Here is a 19,398-nt window from a genome sequence, read left to right on the forward strand (position 1 = left end):
TCCGTCACTCGTACGCGCCGAGATGGCGGTACGCGGGCCAGAGCGTCTTCCACGGCGCGCGCGGCCCCCGGCAGACCGAGATCTGCCGGCCCTGCTCCGGATTGCTGATGTCCAGCCCGTTGTCGAGCTTGGCGGCGTCCGTGCACCGCTCGAAGTCGGCGGTGAGCCGGGCCTGGTCGACCCCGACGGTGACCACCACGTCCGCGGAGTCGGGCGGCGGTCCCCAGTTGTGGAGCTCGTTGTGCCCGCTGTAGACCTCGGGCAGGTGGTACTTCCCGCCGAAGCGGTCCAGCGCGCCGGCCTCGCCGAAGTTGCCCGCCAGCAGCACCGCGCGGGCCTTCTCCTCGGCCGGCAGCCCGTCGTACACCGCCGCCACCTGGGCCACCGTGGTCGGCCAGCCGACCGTCTCCAGGGCCATGCTGTTGATCGCCGCCTGGTGCAGCGACTTCTCCGGGATCACCGGCAGCGCCAGCAGCAGCTGGAGCAGCGAGGTCAGCACCAGCCCGACCGCCACCACCGGCAGCCGCCGCCGACCGCGGGCGATCCAGCGGTCGGCCCGGATCGCCCCGACCGCGAACAGCGCGATCAGGAACCCGCCGGTGTAGTCCGGCCGGCCGCCCTCGATCATCAGCGCGGCGACCGTCGCCAGCAGGTAGCCGACCGCCACCGCCCGCACCGGGCGCCACTCCCGCTTGCGGAACAGGCCGATCAGGCCGGCGATCCAGAACACCGCCAGACCCGGGCCGAGCAGCAGCAGCAGGTTCGAGACGAACAGCGAACGGTTCGCCGAACCGTCGCTGGCGCCCAGCGCGTGCGCCATCTGGATCTGCGGGAAGTCGTGGGTGATCTGGTAGATCAGGTTCGGCGCCCCGATCACCAGCGCCAGCACCATCCCCAGGTAGAGCCGCCGGTCGCGGAAGACCTGCCGGGGCCCGGCCAGGGCCAGACCGAGCAACAGCGACACCGGCAGCAGCAGCACCATGTACTTGGCGTACAGCGCCACTCCGCACACCACACCGGCCCAGATCCACCACCGGCCGTCCTGCCGTAGCAGCGCCCGCAGCACGAACAGCATCACCAGGCACCAGGCCACCGCGTCCAGGCTGCTGGTCAGGATCCAGTGGCCGACGCTCAGCACCATCACCGAGCTGCCGAGCCCGAGCGCCGTCATCAGCTGCGCCCGCCGCGAGGCCCCCAGCTCGACCGCGATCAGCGAACCGAGCACCACCACCGCCGCCGCGCACAGCACGGCCGGGACGCGGATCGCCCAGAGGCTGTCCCCCAGGACCAGCGTGGCCGCCCGGACCACCAGCGGCAGCGCCGGCGGCTGGTCCACATAGCCCCAGGCCGGCCCCCGCTCACCCAGCATCCGGAAGTACAACTCGTCCGCGTCGTAGCCGTATTCGTTGGCGAACAGCAGCAGTACGACCGCCGTCCCCGCCGCCACCGCGGCCACCGGCCGCCAGGCCGGCACCGCCGCCGACGGGGGCACCTCGGCCCCCCGTCGCTCGGAGAGCCGTGTCTCGTCTATTCCAGTGGTAGCCATCACAACCCTCACGTACCGGTAGGTCTGCCGACACTTGGGCAAGCCGGACGCCGGGCGTCACGACCCGTGTCGGATCCTCCTCGAACTACCGAGCGAGGCTCCACGTGTTTGACTCGTCCGCTAAACAGCTGCTTTCGAGCGCCCCTTGACGAGTTCATCTCCACCCTGTGGCTGATGCCGCCTCAGACTTCCGGTGGACCTGGGCACGGGACACGGCTGCCTAGCCTGAGGATGTGCATCGACTCAACGTCCGGCTGCGCACCCGCCCGATGACGGTCGACGCCGGTTGGGCCGGGCTGCTGTTGGTCATCGGCCTGCTGCACGCGTCACGGTTCGCCGGCCCGCAGCTGGCCTGGCGGGCGGCCTCGGCCGTCCTGCTGGCCGCGCTGCTCGTCGTCCGGCGCCGGGCCCCCGGTCCGGCCGCGGTCGGCGGCGTCCTGCTCGGGGTCGGCCAGCTCGTCCTCGACGTCGCAGCGGGCCCGGCCAGCGCCGGCTACCTCGCCCTGGCGTACACCGCCGCCGCGTACGGCCCGGTCTGGGCCTCCCGACTCGCGCTGGCCGGCGGCGCGCTGGCCGGCCCGCTGGCGGTCTGGCGCTTCGATCCCGGCGGGCCGACGGCCGGCTGGCCGCGGGCCGCCCTGCTCTCCGGGTTCCTGGCCACCCCGTTCATCCTCTGCTGGGCCTGGGGCCGACTGACCAGGGTGCGCCGCGCCTACCTCACCGAGCTGGAGGACCGCGCGGCCCGCCTGGAACGCGAACGGGACGCCCAGGCCAAGGTCGCGGTCGCCGCCGAACGCGCCCGCATCGCCCGCGAACTGCACGACGTGGTCGCCCACAACGTCTCGGTGATGATCGTCCAGGCCGACGGCGCCGCGTACGTCCTCGACAACTCCCCCCGACAGGCGAAGGAGGCACTCGGCACGATCGCCTCCACCGGACGACAGGCCCTGGTCGAGATGCGCCGCCTCCTGGGCGTACTGCGCACCTCCGACACCGCCGAGGAATACGTCCCCCAACCGGGCGTCGAGAAACTCCCGGAACTACTGGAACAGGTCCGCACCGCCGGACTGCAGGTGGACTACGCCACCTCCGGACACCCCCGCGAACTACCGCGCGGCGTCGAACTCACCGTCTACCGGATCGTCCAGGAGGCACTGACCAACGTCCGCAAACACGGCGGCCCCGACGTACACGCCCGGGTCGCCGTCGACTTCGGCGAACGCGAACTGGCCGTCCTGGTCGAGGACGACGGACGCGGCAGCACCGACGAGAACCTGACCACCGGCGGCGCGGACGGCCCGGGCCACGGCCTGATCGGCATGCGCGAACGGGTCGGCATGGTCAGCGGAAGCCTCGACGTGGGCCCCCGCCCCGGCGGCGGCTTCCGGATCCGCGCCATCCTCCCGCTCAAGACCCCGTCCTGACCGATCCGCTGCGGCCGCCGGGACCGGACTCCCGTCCTGCCGCGCGGTCGGCCGCAGGACCGCGACCGCGAGCACCGACGCCACCGCGAGCAGGCCCGCGGCGTGGATCACTGACCCCGGGGGCGGCGGGCACGGCGGACGGTGCGCTCGCTCTCCACCGGCTCGGCCAGGTGCCCCTCCACCAGGCGGGTGAGGGCGGAGACGAACATGTCCTGCTCGGGCTGCGCCAGCGACTCCAGCAGTTCACGGTGCACCCGGTCGGCGATCGCGGTGCCCTTCTCCACGGCGCGGGCGCCGTCCTCGGTGACCGAGATGATCCGGGCCCGGCGGTCGGTCGCGGACGGGCGGCGCTCCGCCAGGCCCGCCTTCTCCAGCTCGTCGACGGTGACCACCATGGTGGTCTTGTCCAGGTCCGCCAGCTCGGCCAGCTGGATCTGGGTGCGCTCGGCCTCCTGCGCGTGGAACAGCACGCAGTACGCGCGGGGGGTGATCCCGAGCTCGGTGAAGGCGGCCGCCATCCGGGTCGCCAGCACGTGGCTCGCGTGGTCGAGCAAGCCGGAAATATCGCGAATCTGGCGCACCGGCGGGGTCGTCGTCATACGTCCGAGATTAGCAACGGCCCGTCTGCTGCCGGATGATCCCGTTGCCAACCAACGCCGGGGTTACGGAATACCCAACTCGAACAGCGCATACCCCGCGTACCAGCCCGCCGCGATCGCCGGCATCGCGAACAGCCCGACCAGCGAGGAGGTCCGCACCCGGCGCAGCGCCACCGCCAGGCCGATGAACAGCGGGAAGGCCGGCAGCAGGTAGCGGGAGATGTTGCCGAAGATCTGGTTGCTGCTCAGCGCGGTGAAGAGGGTCAGTGCGGTGTAGACCCACAGGACCAGCGGCGGCCGGACCCGCCGGAGCAGCACCAGCAGGCCGGGCAGGGCGATCAGCAGGGCGATGGCGATCAGGTCCGGCACGGGATTGGACTGCCAGAAGTCCCAGTGGCCGGTGATCACGTCCATGACGGTGCGGACGGTGGAGGCGCCGAAGTCGAAGTAGCGGTTCCAGGCGCCGCGCTGGAGCTTGAAGTAACCGCCCCAGTCGCCCATCCGCCAGCCGACCCAGGCGACGTAGCCGATCAGACCCCACGGGGTGATCAGCATCGCGGTCAGCGGGCGGGCCACCCCGTCGGTGCGGCGGATCAGCGCGACCAGCGCGGCGATCGAGACGGCGGCGATCAGCGCGGCGGCGGTCGGCCGGTTGAGGCCCGCCACCAGGGCGAGCAGGCCGGCGGCCACCCAGCGGCGGGTCATCACGCAGTAGCAGGCCCAGGCGGACAGCGCGACGAACAGCGAGTCCGAATAGACCGCCCACTCCACGCCCGAACCCGGGAACAGGCCCCAGATCACCGCGGCGATCACACCCGCCCGGAACCCGCCGAGCCGCTCGGCGATCGCGAAGATCCCGGCCGCGGCGGCCAGCGAGGCGAGCACCGAGACCACGATCCCGGAGCCGTACGGGCCGAGCCCGGTGACCGCGCCGACCAGCCGCATCAGCCAGGGGTAGAGCGGGAAGAAGGCGGCGGAGTTCTCGTAGTAGGTGGCCAGCGGGAAGCCGTGCAGCGGGATCAGCTGCGGGTCGTAGCCGTTCTCGGCGATCCGCTGGTACCAGACGCCGTCCCAGGTGCCCAGCACGTCCCACGCGTGGGTGCCGCCGCCCCGGCCGACCTGCTTCTTCAGGTAGTCCCCGGTGTGCTCCAGCAGCATCAGGAAGACGGTCAGACCGATCGCCTTGACCACCGCGTACGCGCCCAGCGCGGGCGCGAAGCGGTCCACCAGCGCCCCGAACCGCCCGGGTGCCCGTCCCGCCCGTTCCTCGGGCCGCTCCACAACCGGCGCCACGAGCGCCCCGGGCTCGGTGCTGGACGACTCGGTGCTCGATGCCGTGCTCATCTGCTCTGGGTACTCCCCGCCCCGCTCAAGGTGCGCGCGGCTCCGGCGCAACGATTTTCCCGTGAGCCTACGGCACGCCCCCACCCGCGCCACCCTCCCCCGCCCGCCGCAAAACCCCTGGCGCCCGGAACACGGCGCCCGCGACGATTCCGCCCATGCCGTTCCAGCCACCGAAGCACCAGATCCGGGCCCTCCACACCGCCGACACGATCACCGTCTACCAGGCCTTCCCACCGCGGATCGCCGAGCCGGCGGCGGCCGAAGGGCGGTTCCCGGAGGCGTTCAAGCGGGACCGGATGACCTGGATCAAACCCTCGTTCCTCTGGATGATGCACCGCAGCGACTGGGGCCGGAGCCCGGGTCAGGAGCGGGTGCTGGGGGTGGAGATCGACCGCGAGGGCTTCGACTGGGCGCTGGAGCGGGCGGTGCTGAGCGCCTACACCGGTCGGGTGCACGCCTCACAGGCGCAGTGGAAGCGGGAGCTGCGGCAGAGCCCGGTGCGGGCGCAGTGGGACCCGGAGCGCGGGCCGAACCTCGGGGCGCTGGAGTGGCGCGCGATCCAGGTCGGGCTGCGCGGCGAGGCGGTGCGACGCTACGCGGACGAGTGGATCCGGCGGATCACGGACGTCACCGAGCTGGCCGACCCGATGCGACGGGAGCGCGACCCGGCGCTGCTGCCGGCCGAGACGCCGTACCCGATGAGCGCGGCCGTCGCCGCCCGGCTGGGGGCGGCGACGGCCTGAGGCGCTCCGGGCCCGCGTCAGCTGTGCACGTAGACGATGCCGAGCTTGGTGAGCTGCCAGAGTTGGGCGGGGGCGCCGGTGTCCTGGGCGAGTTCGATGGAGGGGTTGCCCTTGGCGTCGAGGGTGGCGCCGGCGGAGAGGACCTTGGTGGGGTCGGCCGAGTCGGCGATCTTGTAGCCGCCGTTGCCGGCCGGCTTGAAGACCCAGTGCTGGTTGGCGCCGCCGTTGCAGCCCCACTGCTGGATGCGGGTGCCGACGGCGGTGGACGCGGCGTTGGCGTCCAGGCACATGTCACGGTTGCCGCTGAAGTCCAGCTCGTAGCTGCCGCCGGCCTTGGCCTCCAGGACGAAGGACTGGTTCAGCCCGCCGGTGGCCGGGTAGCTGATCGCGGCCCGCCCGTCGGTGGAGTCGCCGTAGGTGCCGCCGCCGGAGAGGTCGAGGGCGTTGCCGGTGGCCGCGTTGGTGAGCTGGTACCAGGAGCCGTCCTCGGGGACGTCGCCGAAGGGCTTGCCCGGGGTGAGCGGCTGGATCGCGGTGGTGTTCTGCTGGTTGAGGGTGCAGTACGCCTGGGCGAGGTCGGGGCGGGCGAAGAACTGGCCGAGGCAGACGCCCTCGCCGCGGTAGCCGGCCACCCGCAGGTGGTACGACTGGCGGACCATGTTCATGCACAGCCCGGGGATGCCGATCTGCGAGTCGCAGCCGTTGCGCGCCCACTCGGAGAGATTGATGACGTCCCCGTTGCTGTACTCGTACGGGGAGCTGGTCCACTCCGCGCACACCTCGTGCCCGAAGGCGACCCGCCGCTGGTCCAGGTACCGCACGCCGGGCACCTGTTCGGCCGCGCCGCGGAGCGCGTCGCTGAACGTCGGCACCACCCAGTTGTGGCCCCAGGCGAGGTCCTCCGGGAAGGCCGGGCAGCCGTCGGCGATCTTGCCGAGGTAGTCGTTGCGCCGGATGTCCGGGGTGATCGGGTTGAAGTACGACTGGTACACCAGTTGGTACGAGGAGTCGGCGTAGCCGGCCTTGCGCATGGTCTGCCGGATGTTCTGCAGCGCGGCCACGACCTTGGGCTGGACCCGCTTGGCCCGCTGGCGGATCTCGTCGCTGCCGATGGTGTCCCGGCAGCCCTGGTCCTTGGGGATCGGGAAGTACTGCGCGAGGCAGTGCATCATGATGCCGCTGAAGTCGAAGTCGTCATTGGCGCCGATCGTGACGACGACCAGCTTGACGTCGTACTTGCCCGCCACGTCGGCGAGTTTGACGTCCTGCTTGGGCTCGCCGAAGTCGCCGCTGCCCGAGCCGGTGATCTTGGCCAGCTCGGGGTCGCTCACCAGGTCGCCGGTCTGGGCGCCGGAGCAGGCGAGGTCGATCGGGGTCACCCCGGGGATGTCGGTGACGAAGATCTCCGACTTGGGGTGCCGGTGGCAGTAGTCGGTGGGGCTGTCGGTCTCGGGGAAGTAGCCGTCGTTGGTGTCGGTGCCGGCGCCCTCCCCGGAGATGGCGCTGTCGCCGAGGGCGACGACGGCGGCCGGGCGGACGGCGTCGGGCGCCGGGGCCGGAGTGGTGTCGGCGAGGGCGCCAGGGGCGCCGGCCAGGCCGAGGGCGGCGACGAGGACGCCGGTGGCGAGCAGCGCCGCGGACCGGGAAGCGCCCGTTCGCGTCCGCCGCGCCGCTGGGATGCGGAACCTGATCACACGCGACTCCTTGCGGGGGGGGTGGGGAACCGCCCGGCCGGGGGCGCCGAGCGGCGCGGAGCAAGAGAGGAGCAGGAAAGGTGAGCAGGTCTCACATTCTAGGTACTGACAAGTAGTGCAACAAGCCTCGTGACAACACCTCGCATTGACGCGGCGACAGCGGCGACGGTGACGACAGCCGCACGGACAGGAAAAGAGCCGCCGTTCCGCGCCCCAGGAGGGAAGCGCGGAACGGCGGCTCTCACCGGCCGAACCGGGTGTGGAATCAGCCCACGTTGGCGCAGTGGTTGCCGTACGCCGGGCTCAACAGGCCACCGGCGTTGACGGTGTTGCCGCACAGGTTGATCGGGATGTGGATCGGAACCTGGAGCTGGTTGCCCGAGATGGCACCGGGGGAGCCGGCGGCGACACCCTCGGCGCCGGAGCTGGCCATGGCGGTGCCGGCGCCGGCGGCCACGATGCCCACCACGGCCGCGCCGACGGCGGCGGTCTTCTTGATGCTCATGCGAGCCTCCTGACTGTTCAACAGAGATGCACGGGGAGTGCGACATCTAGAACGAGACCTGTCCGGGGCGGTTGCGACGGTGCGCGCACTGTCACCCACCTGGAGCATTGGAGCCGCTGACCGGCATTCGGGTGATCGACGGGCCAGACCGTTTCCCCCCGTGTACCGCCTCGTTCTCTCTCACGGAAGACGGTCCACCACCCGGCCCTACTCAACGAATCGAGTACCGCCCATGCGCAACTCGCCCACGGTCTCGTCGGCACCGAGGCCACCGGCAAGTCGGTCGACGTGGCGGGCCCCCCAGAACCCGGCGTTCGGCGACACCGCCTGAACGCCTGACCGGGAATTCCTGGTCACGCCTTTGTCCGAACCGTTCCCGGCCGTGCGGGAATTGTTCGCCTGGCGCTGGAACAATGCGGCGGCTGCGTCGACGCCCGAGCCATGGGCGGAACACACCGGTGTGCGCCGTCGGAGCGACAATCACGGCAATCCCTGAAGCCATCGGGCCGGCATTCCCGCTCGCCCGACTCCCGACATTTCCGTTCCGTCGGGAAGAACCTCGGAGGAAAATCATGCGCAACCTCAAGAAGGCGACCGCCCTGTCGCTGGCCGCCACCGGCATGGTGCTCGGTGCCGCCGGTGGCGCGTTCGCCAGCTCGGGCGCGGAGGGCGTGGCCGCCGGCTCCCCCGGTTTCGTCTCCGGCAACCAGCTCCAGGTTCCGATCCACATCCCGATCAACCTGTGCGGCAACACCCTCTCCGCCGTCGGCCCGATGAACCCGGCCTTCGGCAACCACTGCGCCAACCTCGGCTGACCCGGCGGTCGCCGCTCCGGCGACCGCCGACTCACCGAGTCCGTGCCGCGCTCCGCAGCGCCGGGGCGCGGCACGCTCCACCCGTGTGTGATCGAGGAGATCAACCCCCATGCAGAACGTGAAGAAGGCCGCTGTCCTCTCCGCCGCCGCTGCCGGCCTGGTGCTGGGCGCGGTGGGCTCCGCCGCCGCCAACTCGAGCGCGGAGGGCGTGGCCGCCGGCTCCCCCGGTTTCGTCTCCGGCAACCAGCTCCAGGTGCCGGTGGACATCCCGCTCAACGTGTGCGGCAACACCTTCGGCGCCACCGGCCTGCTGAACCCGGCCTTCGGCAACAAGTGCGCCAACGTGGAGGTGCACCCGAAGCCCGCGGACGACTGCTGATCCGCGATAGGCGCGTGTTCCGGCCGAACTGCCCCCCGACCAGCCGGCCGGGGGGCAGTTCGGCATCCCCGGGCGGGCTGTCCCGGGGAACCCCGATCCACCGAAGGGTGATCCGTATGGTTTCGATGAAGCGCGGGGCGGGCCTGGCCGCCGCCGCGGGCGCGGCGGTGCTGCTCGGCACCGGTTCGGCGCAGGCCGCCACCACCTCGGGGCAGGCGCCTGCGGCGGGCCCGGCCTCGCTGACCAGGACCGACGTCGGGCAGGCGCTGAACGGGACGACGACCGGCCTCGGCTACGGCGTCGCGGCGATCAAGAGCCTGCGTCTGGACCCGTTTGCCAACTCCTCGGCCGACGTGCTCAACAACGGCGCGACCGTCCAACCGGACCAGGGCCTGGCCCCGGTCGGCACCAGCACGCTGACCGGCCCGCTGAGCGCGGGCGGCGGCATCAAGGACCTCCCACTGGTCGGCGGGCTGACCGGCGTCCTGCCGGGCTGAACCGCAGCGGAGCCCGGCACCCCTGACGGCGAACGGGGTGCCGGGCTCCGCCGTGTCCGGCGCCGGAGCTCAGAGCCGGGTCAGCCCGGCCGGCCCCGACTGCCGCCCCAGACCGGTGACGGTCACCGTGGTGGTGTCGGCCAGGTCCGTCTGCCGCAGGACGCCGGTGGCGGTCGCGGTGGTGGTGTCGGCCAGGTCGTTCACCTCGTCCGTGACGGAGAGCCGGCTCTCGTCGCCGCCGAGGCTGGCGGTGGCCCCGGGGACGGTCTGCACGGCGCCGGACACCAGGCGCGGGTCCACCTCGTCCACCTTGAGCCGGCCGTCGGCGAGCTGGCCGGTGCCGTCGTGGACCAGGGCCAGCGGCTTGCCGACGTCCATGCCGGGGGTCTCGGCCTGCAGCGGCGCGGCCGGGGCCTCCAGCAGCACCTCGCCGAGGTCGGCGCCCTGGTCGACCAGCGGAAGCGGCAGCTGGGCCTTGGCGCCCGGGCCGACCTTGCCGGTGGCCAGCCGGGGCACGAGGTGGTCCGGGAGCAACCCGTTGTCGGTGGTCCGGCCGGGCGCCGGCGGCATCAGCAGCGAGGTCGGGATGTCGGAGTGCAGGTGGCTGCCCAGCGGGGTGAGCGGCACGTCCGCCGGGACCAGCCGGGTGGCCAGCTTGCCCTCCAGGGCTCCGACCTGGTCGGGGCTTACCGGGGCGGCGCAGGCCGATCCCTGGGAGGCGAGCATGCCCGCACCGACCGCCAGCAGCATCACGCCGGCCCGCTTGGAGAACTTCATGCTTTTCACCGTTCTGCCTGTCCGTACTGGAGGCGTACTGGAGATCTACGGGGGAGGGCTGCGGGGCCGCAGCCGGAAAACAATCTGCCTCAACGAATGACCGCGAGTTCGGATTGCGAGCATTAACCGGTTCGGCCTAATAGTCCGACCAAAAACCACCCTTCGACGCGCCTCCCGGACTCTTTTCAAAAATCCCCGTAACCTTCCGTGCCGTCATTCTTTGATCTGGACGTCAGTGACTGCAGAACGGTTCTGAGCGTTCTACGCGTTGTACCGCACGGAAAACCCAAAGCATTTCAGAGAGGGATCTCCCCATGATCCAGAAGTCCTTCGCCGCCGCCGGCCTGGCCGTCGCCGCGCTGGCCGCCGCCGCCGCGCCGGCCGCCGCCATCGGTGACGCGGACGGCGCCGCCGCCTCGATCGAGGGCAACGGCGGCACCAACTTCACCGGCACCGTCGGGAACGACAGCCCGAACTTCCACTTCCTGGACAACGCGAACGTCTGCCTCCCCGAGATCCACAACATCGCCGTGAGCGGGCTCGGTCTGGCCATCCCGGTCGAGGTCCCGATCGCCAACAGCGGTGGCCGGCAGTACTGCACCCAGGGGCAGGGCACCCAGAGCCACGGCGACGCGGGCGTGTCCCACCTGGTCGGCTGACCGGTCCCCTCACGGCTCCCCCCGAACCACCCTCGAATCGCCCCCCGATTCACCCCCGAGAGGAAAACCAGAAATGATCAAGAAGTCCCTCGCCGCCGCCGGACTGGCTGCCGCCGCCCTCGCGATGTCCGCCGGCTCGGCCTCCGCCATCGCCGACTCGGACGGCGCCGCCACCACGGTCCAGGGCAACGGCGGCACCAACCAGACCGGCACCCATGGCAACGGCAGCCCGAACTTCCACGCCCTGGACAACCCGAACCTCTGCCTGCCGGAGATCCACAACATCGCGCTCACCGCCGCCGGCGCCGCGGTTCCGATCGAGGTGCCGATCCTGGACAGCACCCCGAAGCAGATCTGCAACGTCGGCCAGAACACCCAGTCCTCGGGCGACGCGGGTATCTCGCACCTGATCGGCTGATCAAGGGGCATGGCACGGTCGGAGGGCCCGGGGAGGAAGGTCTCCCCGGGCCCTCCGGGCTGCGGGACGAGGAGTCCGGCCGGGCTCACCGCTCGGCCGGGTGACCGTTCCGTCCGGCCCGGCGCGTGGGGCGTCGGGCCGGACGGAACGGATGTGATCACGAGTCAGAGTCAGAGCGCCCGCGGGGGCGCTCCCACAGAGAGGGCAGATCCATGAAGAGCAAGCTGGCCAAGGCCGCCCTGACCGCCACCGCCGCGCTGGCGCTCGCCGGTGCCGCCACCCCGGCGTTCGCCCACGTCGGCGTGGTGGGCGGCGGCGGCATCAAGGCCTCGGCCAACCCGCCGTTCGTGGCCGGCGGAGGCTTCGGCGTCGCCCACACCTCCGACATCGTCGCCGGCGGCTTCGGCGGTGGCGCCGCCACCTCCACCGAGCTGGTCGGCGGCGGCGCGGGCTTCGCGCACATCGACTGATAGCGGAACGCGGAAGGCCGGGCCCCTCTCCGACGAGGGGCCCGGCCTTCCGTCCGCCTTGAAGCGCTTACCGCTTGAGCATCCGAGCGGCCTCGACAGCCCAGTAGGTGAGGATCTGCTCGGCGCCGGCCCGGCGGATCGAGGTGAGCGTCTCCAGGATGGTGCGCTCCCGCTCGATCCAGCCGTTGGCGGCAGCGGCCTCCACCATCGAGTACTCACCGGAGATCTGGTAGGCGGCCACCGGCACCGACGAGACGTCGGCGACCTGCCGCAGCACGTCCAGGTACAGCATGGCCGGCTTGACCATCACCAGGTCCGCACCCTCGGCGAGGTCCAGCTCCAGCTCGCGCAGGGCCTCGCGGGCGTTGGCCGGGTCCTGCTGGTAGGTCTTGCGGTCACCCTTGAGCGAGGAGTTGACGGCCTCGCGGAACGGGCCGTACAGCGCGGAGGCGTACTTGGCGGTGTAGGCGAGGACGCTGACGTCCTGGTGGCCGGCCTCGTCCAACGCCCGCCGGATGACGGCGATCTGGCCGTCCATCATCCCCGACGGGCCGACCATGTGGACACCCGCCTCGGCCTGGACCACGGCCATCTCGGCGTAACGCGCCAGGGTCGCGTCGTTGTCCACGCTGCCGTCCTCGGCCAGCACGCCGCAGTGGCCGTGGTCGGTGAACTCGTCCAGGCAGAGGTCCGACATGACCACCAACTGGTCGCCGACCTCCGCGACCACGTCGCGGATGGCCTGTTGCAGGATCCCGTCCGGGTTGGTCCCCTCGGAACCGACCGCGTCCTTCACCTCGGGCAGGCCGAACAGCATGATGCCGCCCACACCGGCCTCGGCGGCCTCCACCGCGGCCTTCCGGAGGGTGTCCCGGGTGTGCTGGACCACCCCGGGCATCGAGGCGATCGGCTTCGCCTCGGTGATGCCCTCGCTGACGAAGGCGGGCAGGATCAGCTCCGCCGGGTGCAGCCGGGTCTCGGCGACCAGCCGGCGCATCGCCGGGCTCTGGCGCAGCCGGCGGGGGCGAACGTACGGGAATTCAGCGGACACGGCTTCTCTCTCCGAACGGTTGTGCCGTGCCGGGGGCGGTGGACTTCCACCCCCGGCACACTGGTTGGGGGCCTCAGCGGGCCTTGCGGCGCGAGCCCGGACGGCGCTCGCTGGGCCGGTAGACCGGCTCGCCCGCGGCCGTCGCGGTGTCGCGACGCTTGGCCCCGAAGTCTGCCAGCGCCTGGGCCAGCGCGGCCGCCGACGGCGCCGGGGCCATCACGTCGACCCGCAGGCCGTGTTCCTCGGCGGTCTTGGCGGTGGCCGGGCCGATGCAGGCGATGACCGTGACGTTGTGCGGCTTGCCGGCGATGCCGACCAGGTTCCGCACGGTCGAGGACGAGGTGAACAGCACCGCGTCGAAGCCACCGCCCTTGATCGCCTCGCGGGTCTCGGCCGGCGGCGGCGAGGCGCGCACCGTCCGGTACGCCGTCACGTCGTCGACCTCCCAGCCGAGCTCGACCAGGCCGGCCACCAGGGTCTCGGTGGCGATGTCGGCGCGCGGCAGCAGCACCCGGTCGATCGGGTCGAACACCGGGTCGTACGGCGGCCAGTCCTCCAGCAGCCCGGCCGCGGACTGCTCGCCGGAGGGCACCAGGTCCGGCTTCACGCCGAAGTCCACCAGGGCCTGCGCGGTGGTCTCGCCGACCGCCGCGACCTTGATCCCGGCGAACGCGCGGGCGTCCAGGCCGTACTCCTCGAACTTCTCCCGGACGGCGCGGACGGCGTTCACCGAGGTGAAGGCGATCCACTCGTAGCGGCCGGTGACCAGGCCCTTGATGGCCCGCTCCATCTGCTGCGGGGTGCGCGGCGGCTCGACCGCGATGGTCGGCACCTCCTGCGGCACCGCGCCGTACGAGCGCAGCTGCTCGGACAGGCCGTGGGCCTGCTCCTTGGTGCGCGGCACGAGCACGTTCCAGCCGAACAGCGGCTTGGTCTCGAACCACGAGTGCGAGGCGCGGTGGGCGACCTGCTCGCCCACCACGGCTATCACCGAGGTGGCCGGGTCCACTGGGGCGGAGACCGGCGAGGGCAGCACCCGGGCGGCCTTCAGGTCGGCCGCGATGGCGGACAGCGTGGAGGTGAAGGTGCGCTGGCGGGTGGTGGTGCCGGAGAGGGTGGCGCTCAGCGCCGACTCCGGCTTGCGGCCGTTGGAGACCAGGGCGTTGGCGGTGGCCGGCAGCTGGCCCAGGGTGGTGCGCACCACCAGGGTGGTCTCCGGCGCGCCCAGGTCGACCGGGCCGCCGGACAGCAGCTGGGCGCCGTCCACGAAGCGGACGTCGGTGCCGGCCGCGCCTCGCAGCGGGACACCCGCGTAGGCCGGGACGCCGACCGACTGGGCGACGCCCGGGATCACCTCGAAGGGGATCCCGTCGCCCGCGCAACTGAGCATCTCCTCGGCGGCGCAGCCGTCCAGGCCCGGGTCGCCGTCGACGGTGCGGACCACGTGCTTGCCGGACCGGACGGCCTCGGCGACCAGCTTGGCCAGGTCGAACTCGGCGCCCTCGGCGCCCGGGGTGTGCACCTGCACACCGGACGGGCAGTGGGTGCGCACGGCCGCCGCGGTCAGCGGGTCGGCCACCAGGATGTCGGCCGAGGACAGCACGTCGACCGCGCGCAGGGTCAGCAGGCCCGGGTCGCCGGGGCCCGCGCCCAGGAAGGTGCACCGTCCGGAGGGTTGGCCTGCCGGGAACAGGGCGTCGGTGGCGGCGGTGGGGCTCATCGGGCTCGCTCCCCCATCAGGGCGGCCGCGCCCGCGTCGAGCAGCCGGGCGGCCAGGGCGTGGCCGAGGGCCCGCGCCTGCTGCTCGGCGGTCTCGTCGAGGACGATCGGACCGTTGGCGGACATCTTCAGCAGGGCGGTGCCGTCGGGGTCGCCGACCACACCGTCCAACTGCAGTTCGTTCTCCCGGCCCCAGGTGGCCAGTGCGGCCACTGGGGCCGAGCAGCCGGCCTCCAGGGTGGCCAGCAGGGCGCGCTCGGCGGCCACGGCGACCCTGGTGGGGGCGTGGTCCAGCAGGGCGAGCGCGGCGGTCAGCGAGCCCCCGTCGGGAAGCACGGCCGCGGTGGTGCACTCGATCGCGAGCGCGCCCTGGCCGGGGGCCGGGATCATCAGCTCGGGGTCGAGGTGCTGGGAGATCTCGGCGCCGCGGCCGAGCCGGTTGAGGCCGGCCGTGGCCAGCACGACCGCGTCCAGCTCGCCGCCGGTCACGTAGCCGATCCGGGTGTCCACGTTGCCGCGGATCGCGACGGTCTCCAGCTGGGCGCCCCGGGCGACCGCCCAGGCGTTCAGCTGGGCCATCCGGCGCGGCGAGCCGGTGCCGATCCGGGCCGGGCGGCCGGCTCCGGCCAGCTTCTCCACCAGCTCGTCCAGGTTCAGGCCCTCGGCCGCGACCAGGGCGTCCCGGACGTCCTCGCGCTCGGGGACGGCGGCCAGCACCAGGCCCTCGGGCGAGGCGGTGGGCAGGTCCTTGAGCGAGTGCACGGCGAAGTCGATCCGGCCCTCCAGCAGCGCGTCCCGCAGTGCGGAGACGAACACGCCGGTGCCGCCGATCTGCGCGAGTGCCTCCCGGGAGGTGTCGCCGTAGGTGGTGATCTCGACCAGCTCGACGGGGCGCCCGGTGAGCCTGGTCACCTCGCGGGCGACCATGCCCGACTGGGCCATGGCGAGCGCGCTGCGCCGGGTGCCGAGCCGCAGGGCGGGGGCTCCCGGGGCCTGCTCGGTGAGCGGTTGACCATTCATGAGGTGATCGTCCCGGTGGTACTCGTGGGATGGCTGACGGTTCATCTGGCGCCCCCGCCCGAGGGCTGGGGCCGGCCGCCGACGGGCGTGCCCGACACGGCGTGCACGGCCGCCGGGTCGAGGTCGAACAGCTCGCGCAGGGCGTCCGCGTAGGAGGCGCCGCCGGGCTCGGCGGCCAACTGCTTCACCCGGACGGTCGGGGCGTGCAGCAGCTTGTCGACGACGCGCCGGACGGTCTGGGTGATCTCGGCGCGGGAGCGCTCGTCCAGGTCGGGCAGCCGGGAGTCCAGCCGGCCCAGCTCGGCGGCGACCACGTCGGAGGCCATCGCCCGCAGCGCGACCACGGTGGGCGCGATCCGGGCGGCCCGCTGGGCGGCGCCGAAGGCGGTCACCTCGTCGGCGACGATCCGGGTGACCTGGTCGACGTCGCCGGCGCCGGGGCTGGCGGCGTGCGCGTGGGAGAGGCTCTCCAGGTCGACCAGCAGGGCGCCGGCGAGCTCGTGCACCGCGTGGTCGACGTCGCGCGGCATGGCGAGGTCGAGCAGGGCGAGCGGCTGCGGCGAGGTGCGGAGGGCGACCGCGGCGGCCACGTCCTCGGCTTTGATCACCACGCCGGCCGCGCCGGTGCAGGAGATCACCAGGTCGACGTCGGCGAGCGCCTGCGGCACCTTGGCGAGGTCGAGGGTGCGGGCCACGTCCGGGCCGAGGATCTCGACCAGGCGCTCGGCCCGGGCCGGGGTCCGGTTGGCGATCAGCAGGTCGGTGACGCCGGAGCGGACCAGGGTGGCCGCGGCCAGCGAGCTCATCGAGCCGGCGCCGACCACCAGCGCGCGCTTGCCGGCGATCTCGCCCGCGCCCGCCGCGACCTGCTCCAGACCGAAGGTGACCAGCGACTGGCCGGCCTTGTCGATGCCGGTCTCGCTGTGCGCCCGCTTGCCGACCCGCAGGGCCTGCTGGAACAGCTCGTTCAGGCCGCGCCCGGCGGTGTGCTCGTCCTGGGACTTGGCCAGCGCGTCGCGCAGCTGGCCGAGGATCTGGCCCTCGCCGACGACCATCGAGTCCAGGCCGCAGGCCACCGAGAACAGGTGGTGGACGGCGCGGTCCTCGTAGTGGACGTAGAGGTGGGAGGTCAGCTCCTCCAGGTCCACCCCGCTGTGGTGGGCCAGCAGCAGCGACAGCTCGGCGACGCCGGCGTGGAACTTGTCCACGTCCGCGTACAGCTCGATCCGGTTGCAGGTGTTGAGCAACGCGGCCTCGGCGACGGTCGAGGAGGCGGCCGCGTCGTGCAGCAGTCGGGTCGGGACCTCACCGGTCAGCGCGGCACGCTCCAGCACGCCGACCGGTGCGGTCCGGTGGCTCAGTCCGACGACGAGAAGACTCATGCCCGCCCCCCACAGCTCTCGGTGTTCATGCGGGCATCACCGCGGACAGCTCGCCCTCGCCGCCCTTGGCGGACTTGCCCTTGGCCGACGGCTCGGCCTGGTCCTTGCCGCCCGCCTCGCCGGAGCCGCGGCCCTTGCCGCTGCCGCCGCCGGCCGCGCGGCGCAGCTTGGCGGCCGCCGCCCGGACCGGTCCGGGGGCGCGGTCGAGCACCGACTCGGTGTGGTCCGGCTCCTCGCCCGCCTTGCGCTGCTCGTGGAAGGCCAGGATCTGCAGCTCGATGGAGAGGTCCACCTTGCGCACGTCCACGCCGTCCGGGACGGTCAGCACGGTCGGGGCGAAGTTGAGGATGCTGGTGACGCCGGCCTCCACCAGCCGGTCGCAGACCTGCTGGGCGGCGCCGGGCGGGGTGGTGATCACGCCGATGGAGACGTGCTGGCTCTCGACGATCGACTCGAGCTCGTCCATGTGGCGCACCGGCAGTCCGGCCGCGGTGGAACCGACCACGTTCGGGTCGGCGTCCAACAGGGCGGCGACCCGGAAACCGCGGGAGGCGAAACCGCCGTAGTTGGCGAGGGCGTGCCCGAGGTTCCCGATGCCGACGATGACGACCGGCCAGTCCTGGGTCAGGCCGAGCTCGCGGGAGATCTGGTAGACGAGGTACTCGACGTCGTAGCCAACGCCGCGGGTGCCGTAGGAGCCGAGGTAGGAGAAGTCCTTGCGCAGCTTGGCCGAGTTCACTCCGGCCGCGGCGGCCAACTCCTCGGAGGAGACGGTCGGCACCGAGCGCTCGGAGAGCGCGGTGAGGGCCCGCAGGTAGAGGGGCAGGCGGGCGACGGTCGCCTCCGGGATGCCCCGGGCACGCGAGGGTCGGCGCGCGGCGCCCTGGTCAGGCGTCTGCGAACTGCTCTGTGGTGATCGGCCGATTGCCACGGTGCTCCTGTGGGTGAAGCTGGGCTTTGGCAGCCAGGCTATGCGTTTGTGAACGTGTGCACAAAGATGGTGTCCGATTTGTCCCCGCACAGTGACACGCATCACGCCGTCGAGCCGGTAGCGGCGTCGGTGGCCTGCCGTCCGACAGCCGTCAGGGCTCGGCCGTCATGGGGGTCGACCGATCCGAGTGGGAGGCCCCCGCGCTCGCGCGGGGGAGGGGGCACGGCGCCGGCCTGGGTCAGCACCACCTCCGAGGACCGGTCGCCAGGAAGCCGCGGGCCGTACAGCGCCTCGCGGCGGACCAACGGGACGGGCGCGCCGGACGACCGGGACCGCGCCCACCCCAGTCGCGGCCAGGGCACCCGGGCGGCCTCCCGCAGCGGGCCGGCCCAGTCGTCCGGCGGGCAGGACGGGGCGCCCACGCAGTGCCGCAGCAGCTCGGCGGTCACCCGGGCGTCGCCCAGCGCGGTGTGCGCCGGGTACCAGCCCAGGCCCGCCGCCTCCACACAGGCCGCCAGGCCGTGGCTGCGGGCCTCCGGCAGGTGCTCGCGGGCCAGCTGCATGGTGCACAGCAGCGGGACGGGCGGCAGCGGCACCCCGATCCGGGCGAACTCACGGTCCAGGAAGGCGTGGTCGCAGCTGACGTGATGGCCGACCAGCACCCGGCCGGCCAGCAGCTCCAGCAGCCTCGGGGCGATCTCCCGGAAGCGCGGGGCGCCCTCGACGTCGGTCTGGCGTATCCGGTGCACATGGGTCGGGCCGACCGGGCCCAGCGGGTCCAGCAGGGTGGCGAACTCGCCCTCGGGGCAGAGCCGCTCGTTCAGCAGCACCACCGCGATCTCGACCACCCGGTGCCGCCACGGGCTGCGGCCGGTCGCCTCCACGTCCACCACCGCGAAGCCCCGGGGGCCCGTCAGGGCTCGGGGCGTCCCAGGGGTCGGGCCGGGAAGCATGGCGGCACTCCTCGTGTGCTCAGCCCCCCATGGGCGCAAACGCGTTCGATCGTAAGCCGACCGCGGCGCCCCTCCTCAAACCGAAACGGAGTGTCTTTGGCAACGATTCGGCGAACCGCCCCCGCCGGTCGGCGGGGGCGGTCGCGGGTCGCTCAGGCGCCGAGGGCGGTGCGCAGACGGCGCTCGTCGACCCGCCAGAAGTCGTGCTGGCGGCCGTCGATCAGGGTGACCGGGATCTGCTCCCAGTAGCGCCGGTACAGCTCCTCGTCCTGGGTGATGTCCTTCTCCTCGAAGGTCGCGCCCAGCTCCGCCGTCACCCGGACGATCACCTCCCGGGCCTCGTCGCACAGGTGGCAGCCGGGCTTGCCGACCAGAGTCACGGTACGGTCCGCGGGCTTGGGGCTCTTACGTCGCAGCAGTGGGCTCACCCCGCCATTGTGGGGCCCGGCGACGGACAGCTGTTCACCGTGTG

Annotated in this window: 21 protein-coding genes; 8 read left to right on the forward strand and 13 right to left on the reverse strand. The window is 72.6% G+C overall.

The features are described 5' to 3' along the window. Positions 1-4 precede the first annotated feature (4 nt). Complete coding sequence (locus tag ACH4E7_RS08880) at positions 5-1,546, reverse strand: glycosyltransferase family 39 protein (protein ID WP_396248306.1); 1,542 nt, start codon at positions 1,544-1,546, stop codon at positions 5-7. Between the two features lie 233 nt (positions 1,547-1,779). On the opposite strand from ACH4E7_RS08880, the gene ACH4E7_RS08885 reads away from it, so the two are divergent. Further along, the gene (locus ACH4E7_RS08885) at positions 1,780-2,970 is read left to right on the forward strand and encodes a sensor histidine kinase (protein WP_396248307.1); all 1,191 of its coding nucleotides are present in this window, start codon (positions 1,780-1,782) and stop codon (positions 2,968-2,970) included. Positions 2,971-3,077: 107 nt separating this feature from the next. Here the strand turns inward: ACH4E7_RS08885 and ACH4E7_RS08890 are convergent, their stop codons facing one another. Next, complete coding sequence (locus ACH4E7_RS08890) at positions 3,078-3,569, reverse strand: MarR family winged helix-turn-helix transcriptional regulator (RefSeq protein ID WP_396248308.1); 492 nt, start codon at positions 3,567-3,569, stop codon at positions 3,078-3,080. 63 nt (positions 3,570-3,632) lie between these two features. Continuing rightward, positions 3,633-4,913, reverse strand: coding sequence for a hypothetical protein (locus tag ACH4E7_RS08895; RefSeq protein WP_396248309.1), 1,281 nt, complete (start codon positions 4,911-4,913; stop codon positions 3,633-3,635). Between the two features lie 155 nt (positions 4,914-5,068). On the opposite strand from ACH4E7_RS08895, the gene ACH4E7_RS08900 reads away from it, so the two are divergent. Beyond that, positions 5,069-5,656 carry a DUF4291 domain-containing protein gene (locus tag ACH4E7_RS08900; protein ID WP_396248310.1) on the forward strand — a complete coding sequence of 196 codons (588 nt, stop codon included), beginning with the start codon at positions 5,069-5,071 and terminating at the stop codon, positions 5,654-5,656. 17 nt (positions 5,657-5,673) lie between these two features. Here ACH4E7_RS08900 and ACH4E7_RS08905 read toward each other — a convergent pair whose 3' ends face one another. Both ACH4E7_RS08905 and ACH4E7_RS08910 read right to left on the reverse strand, forming a co-directional pair. After that, positions 5,674-7,350, reverse strand: coding sequence for an RICIN domain-containing protein (locus ACH4E7_RS08905; protein ID WP_396248311.1), 1,677 nt, complete (start codon positions 7,348-7,350; stop codon positions 5,674-5,676). 265 nt (positions 7,351-7,615) lie between these two features. After that, on the reverse strand, positions 7,616-7,855 hold the full coding sequence (locus ACH4E7_RS08910) for a chaplin (protein WP_396248312.1): 240 nt from the start codon (positions 7,853-7,855) through the stop codon (positions 7,616-7,618). Positions 7,856-8,427: 572 nt separating this feature from the next. On the opposite strand from ACH4E7_RS08910, the gene ACH4E7_RS08915 reads away from it, so the two are divergent. The 3 genes from ACH4E7_RS08915 to ACH4E7_RS08925 all read left to right on the forward strand — a co-directional run bounded on the left by ACH4E7_RS08915 (position 8,428) and on the right by ACH4E7_RS08925 (position 9,546). Next, positions 8,428-8,670, forward strand: coding sequence for a chaplin (locus ACH4E7_RS08915; protein WP_396248313.1), 243 nt, complete (start codon positions 8,428-8,430; stop codon positions 8,668-8,670). 109 nt (positions 8,671-8,779) lie between these two features. Then, positions 8,780-9,049: a chaplin gene (locus ACH4E7_RS08920; RefSeq protein WP_396248314.1), complete on the forward strand. Its 270-nt coding sequence runs from the start codon at positions 8,780-8,782 to the stop codon at positions 9,047-9,049. Positions 9,050-9,165: 116 nt separating this feature from the next. Then, positions 9,166-9,546, forward strand: coding sequence for a hypothetical protein (locus ACH4E7_RS08925; RefSeq protein ID WP_396248315.1), 381 nt, complete (start codon positions 9,166-9,168; stop codon positions 9,544-9,546). Positions 9,547-9,615: 69 nt separating this feature from the next. Here the strand turns inward: ACH4E7_RS08925 and ACH4E7_RS08930 are convergent, their stop codons facing one another. Beyond that, complete coding sequence (locus tag ACH4E7_RS08930; protein WP_396248316.1) at positions 9,616-10,323, reverse strand: hypothetical protein; 708 nt, start codon at positions 10,321-10,323, stop codon at positions 9,616-9,618. A gap of 314 nt (positions 10,324-10,637) precedes the next feature. Between ACH4E7_RS08930 and ACH4E7_RS08935 the strand changes: the two genes are divergently transcribed. The 3 genes from ACH4E7_RS08935 to ACH4E7_RS08945 all read left to right on the forward strand — a co-directional run bounded on the left by ACH4E7_RS08935 (position 10,638) and on the right by ACH4E7_RS08945 (position 11,870). After that, on the forward strand, positions 10,638-10,982 hold the full coding sequence (locus ACH4E7_RS08935) for a rodlet layer protein (RefSeq protein WP_396248317.1): 345 nt from the start codon (positions 10,638-10,640) through the stop codon (positions 10,980-10,982). Positions 10,983-11,055: 73 nt separating this feature from the next. After that, positions 11,056-11,400, forward strand: coding sequence for a rodlet layer protein (locus ACH4E7_RS08940; protein ID WP_396248318.1), 345 nt, complete (start codon positions 11,056-11,058; stop codon positions 11,398-11,400). 212 nt (positions 11,401-11,612) lie between these two features. After that, complete coding sequence (locus ACH4E7_RS08945) at positions 11,613-11,870, forward strand: hypothetical protein (protein WP_396248319.1); 258 nt, start codon at positions 11,613-11,615, stop codon at positions 11,868-11,870. Positions 11,871-11,937: 67 nt separating this feature from the next. Here ACH4E7_RS08945 and hemB read toward each other — a convergent pair whose 3' ends face one another. The 7 genes from hemB to ACH4E7_RS08980 all read right to left on the reverse strand — a co-directional run bounded on the left by hemB (position 11,938) and on the right by ACH4E7_RS08980 (position 19,354). Continuing rightward, entirely contained in the window at positions 11,938-12,921 is a 984-nt protein-coding gene (gene hemB, locus ACH4E7_RS08950; protein ID WP_396248320.1) for a porphobilinogen synthase, read from the reverse strand. Between the two features lie 73 nt (positions 12,922-12,994). Beyond that, positions 12,995-14,641 carry a uroporphyrinogen-III synthase gene (locus ACH4E7_RS08955; RefSeq protein WP_396248321.1) on the reverse strand — a complete coding sequence of 549 codons (1,647 nt, stop codon included), beginning with the start codon at positions 14,639-14,641 and terminating at the stop codon, positions 12,995-12,997. Beyond that, positions 14,638-15,660, reverse strand: a complete 1,023-nt coding sequence (hemC, locus tag ACH4E7_RS08960; protein ID WP_396248322.1) for a hydroxymethylbilane synthase — start codon at positions 15,658-15,660, stop codon at positions 14,638-14,640. The genes ACH4E7_RS08955 and hemC overlap by 4 nt, the downstream gene beginning before the upstream one ends. Positions 15,661-15,701: 41 nt before the next feature. Continuing rightward, entirely contained in the window at positions 15,702-17,042 is a 1,341-nt protein-coding gene (locus ACH4E7_RS08965; RefSeq protein WP_396248323.1) for a glutamyl-tRNA reductase, read from the reverse strand. A gap of 25 nt (positions 17,043-17,067) precedes the next feature. Continuing rightward, complete coding sequence (locus ACH4E7_RS08970; RefSeq protein WP_396248324.1) at positions 17,068-17,973, reverse strand: redox-sensing transcriptional repressor Rex; 906 nt, start codon at positions 17,971-17,973, stop codon at positions 17,068-17,070. Positions 17,974-18,074: 101 nt separating this feature from the next. Continuing rightward, positions 18,075-18,926: an exonuclease domain-containing protein gene (locus ACH4E7_RS08975; RefSeq protein WP_396248325.1), complete on the reverse strand. Its 852-nt coding sequence runs from the start codon at positions 18,924-18,926 to the stop codon at positions 18,075-18,077. Between the two features lie 152 nt (positions 18,927-19,078). Further along, positions 19,079-19,354 (reverse strand): glutaredoxin family protein, encoded by a 276-nt coding sequence (locus ACH4E7_RS08980; RefSeq protein WP_396248326.1) that lies wholly within the window; start codon positions 19,352-19,354, stop codon positions 19,079-19,081. Positions 19,355-19,398: the final 44 nt, after the last annotated feature.

Source organism: Kitasatospora sp. NPDC018058, assembly GCF_044327205.1.
Taxonomy (GTDB): Bacteria; Actinomycetota; Actinomycetes; order Streptomycetales; family Streptomycetaceae; genus Kitasatospora.

Excerpts from the sequence above, each read along its gene's own strand:
- ACH4E7_RS08890 (WP_396248308.1), bottom strand. The coding sequence starts at position 3,569 with ATGACGACGACCCCGCCGGTGCGCCAGATTCGCGATATTTCCGGCTTG.
- ACH4E7_RS08935 (WP_396248317.1), top strand. The coding sequence starts at position 10,638 with ATGATCCAGAAGTCCTTCGCCGCCGCCGGCCTGGCCGTCGCCGCGCTG.
- ACH4E7_RS08925 (WP_396248315.1), top strand. The coding sequence starts at position 9,166 with ATGGTTTCGATGAAGCGCGGGGCGGGCCTGGCCGCCGCCGCGGGCGCG.
- ACH4E7_RS08955 (WP_396248321.1), bottom strand. The coding sequence starts at position 14,641 with ATGAGCCCCACCGCCGCCACCGACGCCCTGTTCCCGGCAGGCCAACCC.
- ACH4E7_RS08930 (WP_396248316.1), bottom strand. The coding sequence starts at position 10,323 with ATGAAGTTCTCCAAGCGGGCCGGCGTGATGCTGCTGGCGGTCGGTGCG.
- ACH4E7_RS08915 (WP_396248313.1), top strand. The coding sequence starts at position 8,428 with ATGCGCAACCTCAAGAAGGCGACCGCCCTGTCGCTGGCCGCCACCGGC.
- ACH4E7_RS08920 (WP_396248314.1), top strand. The coding sequence starts at position 8,780 with ATGCAGAACGTGAAGAAGGCCGCTGTCCTCTCCGCCGCCGCTGCCGGC.
- ACH4E7_RS08975 (WP_396248325.1), bottom strand. The coding sequence starts at position 18,926 with ATGCTTCCCGGCCCGACCCCTGGGACGCCCCGAGCCCTGACGGGCCCC.
- ACH4E7_RS08895 (WP_396248309.1), bottom strand. The coding sequence starts at position 4,913 with ATGAGCACGGCATCGAGCACCGAGTCGTCCAGCACCGAGCCCGGGGCG.
- ACH4E7_RS08945 (WP_396248319.1), top strand. The coding sequence starts at position 11,613 with ATGAAGAGCAAGCTGGCCAAGGCCGCCCTGACCGCCACCGCCGCGCTG.
- hemC (WP_396248322.1), bottom strand. The coding sequence starts at position 15,660 with ATGAATGGTCAACCGCTCACCGAGCAGGCCCCGGGAGCCCCCGCCCTG.
- ACH4E7_RS08965 (WP_396248323.1), bottom strand. The coding sequence starts at position 17,042 with ATGAGTCTTCTCGTCGTCGGACTGAGCCACCGGACCGCACCGGTCGGC.
- ACH4E7_RS08880 (WP_396248306.1), bottom strand. The coding sequence starts at position 1,546 with ATGGCTACCACTGGAATAGACGAGACACGGCTCTCCGAGCGACGGGGG.
- ACH4E7_RS08900 (WP_396248310.1), top strand. The coding sequence starts at position 5,069 with ATGCCGTTCCAGCCACCGAAGCACCAGATCCGGGCCCTCCACACCGCC.
- ACH4E7_RS08940 (WP_396248318.1), top strand. The coding sequence starts at position 11,056 with ATGATCAAGAAGTCCCTCGCCGCCGCCGGACTGGCTGCCGCCGCCCTC.
- ACH4E7_RS08910 (WP_396248312.1), bottom strand. The coding sequence starts at position 7,855 with ATGAGCATCAAGAAGACCGCCGCCGTCGGCGCGGCCGTGGTGGGCATC.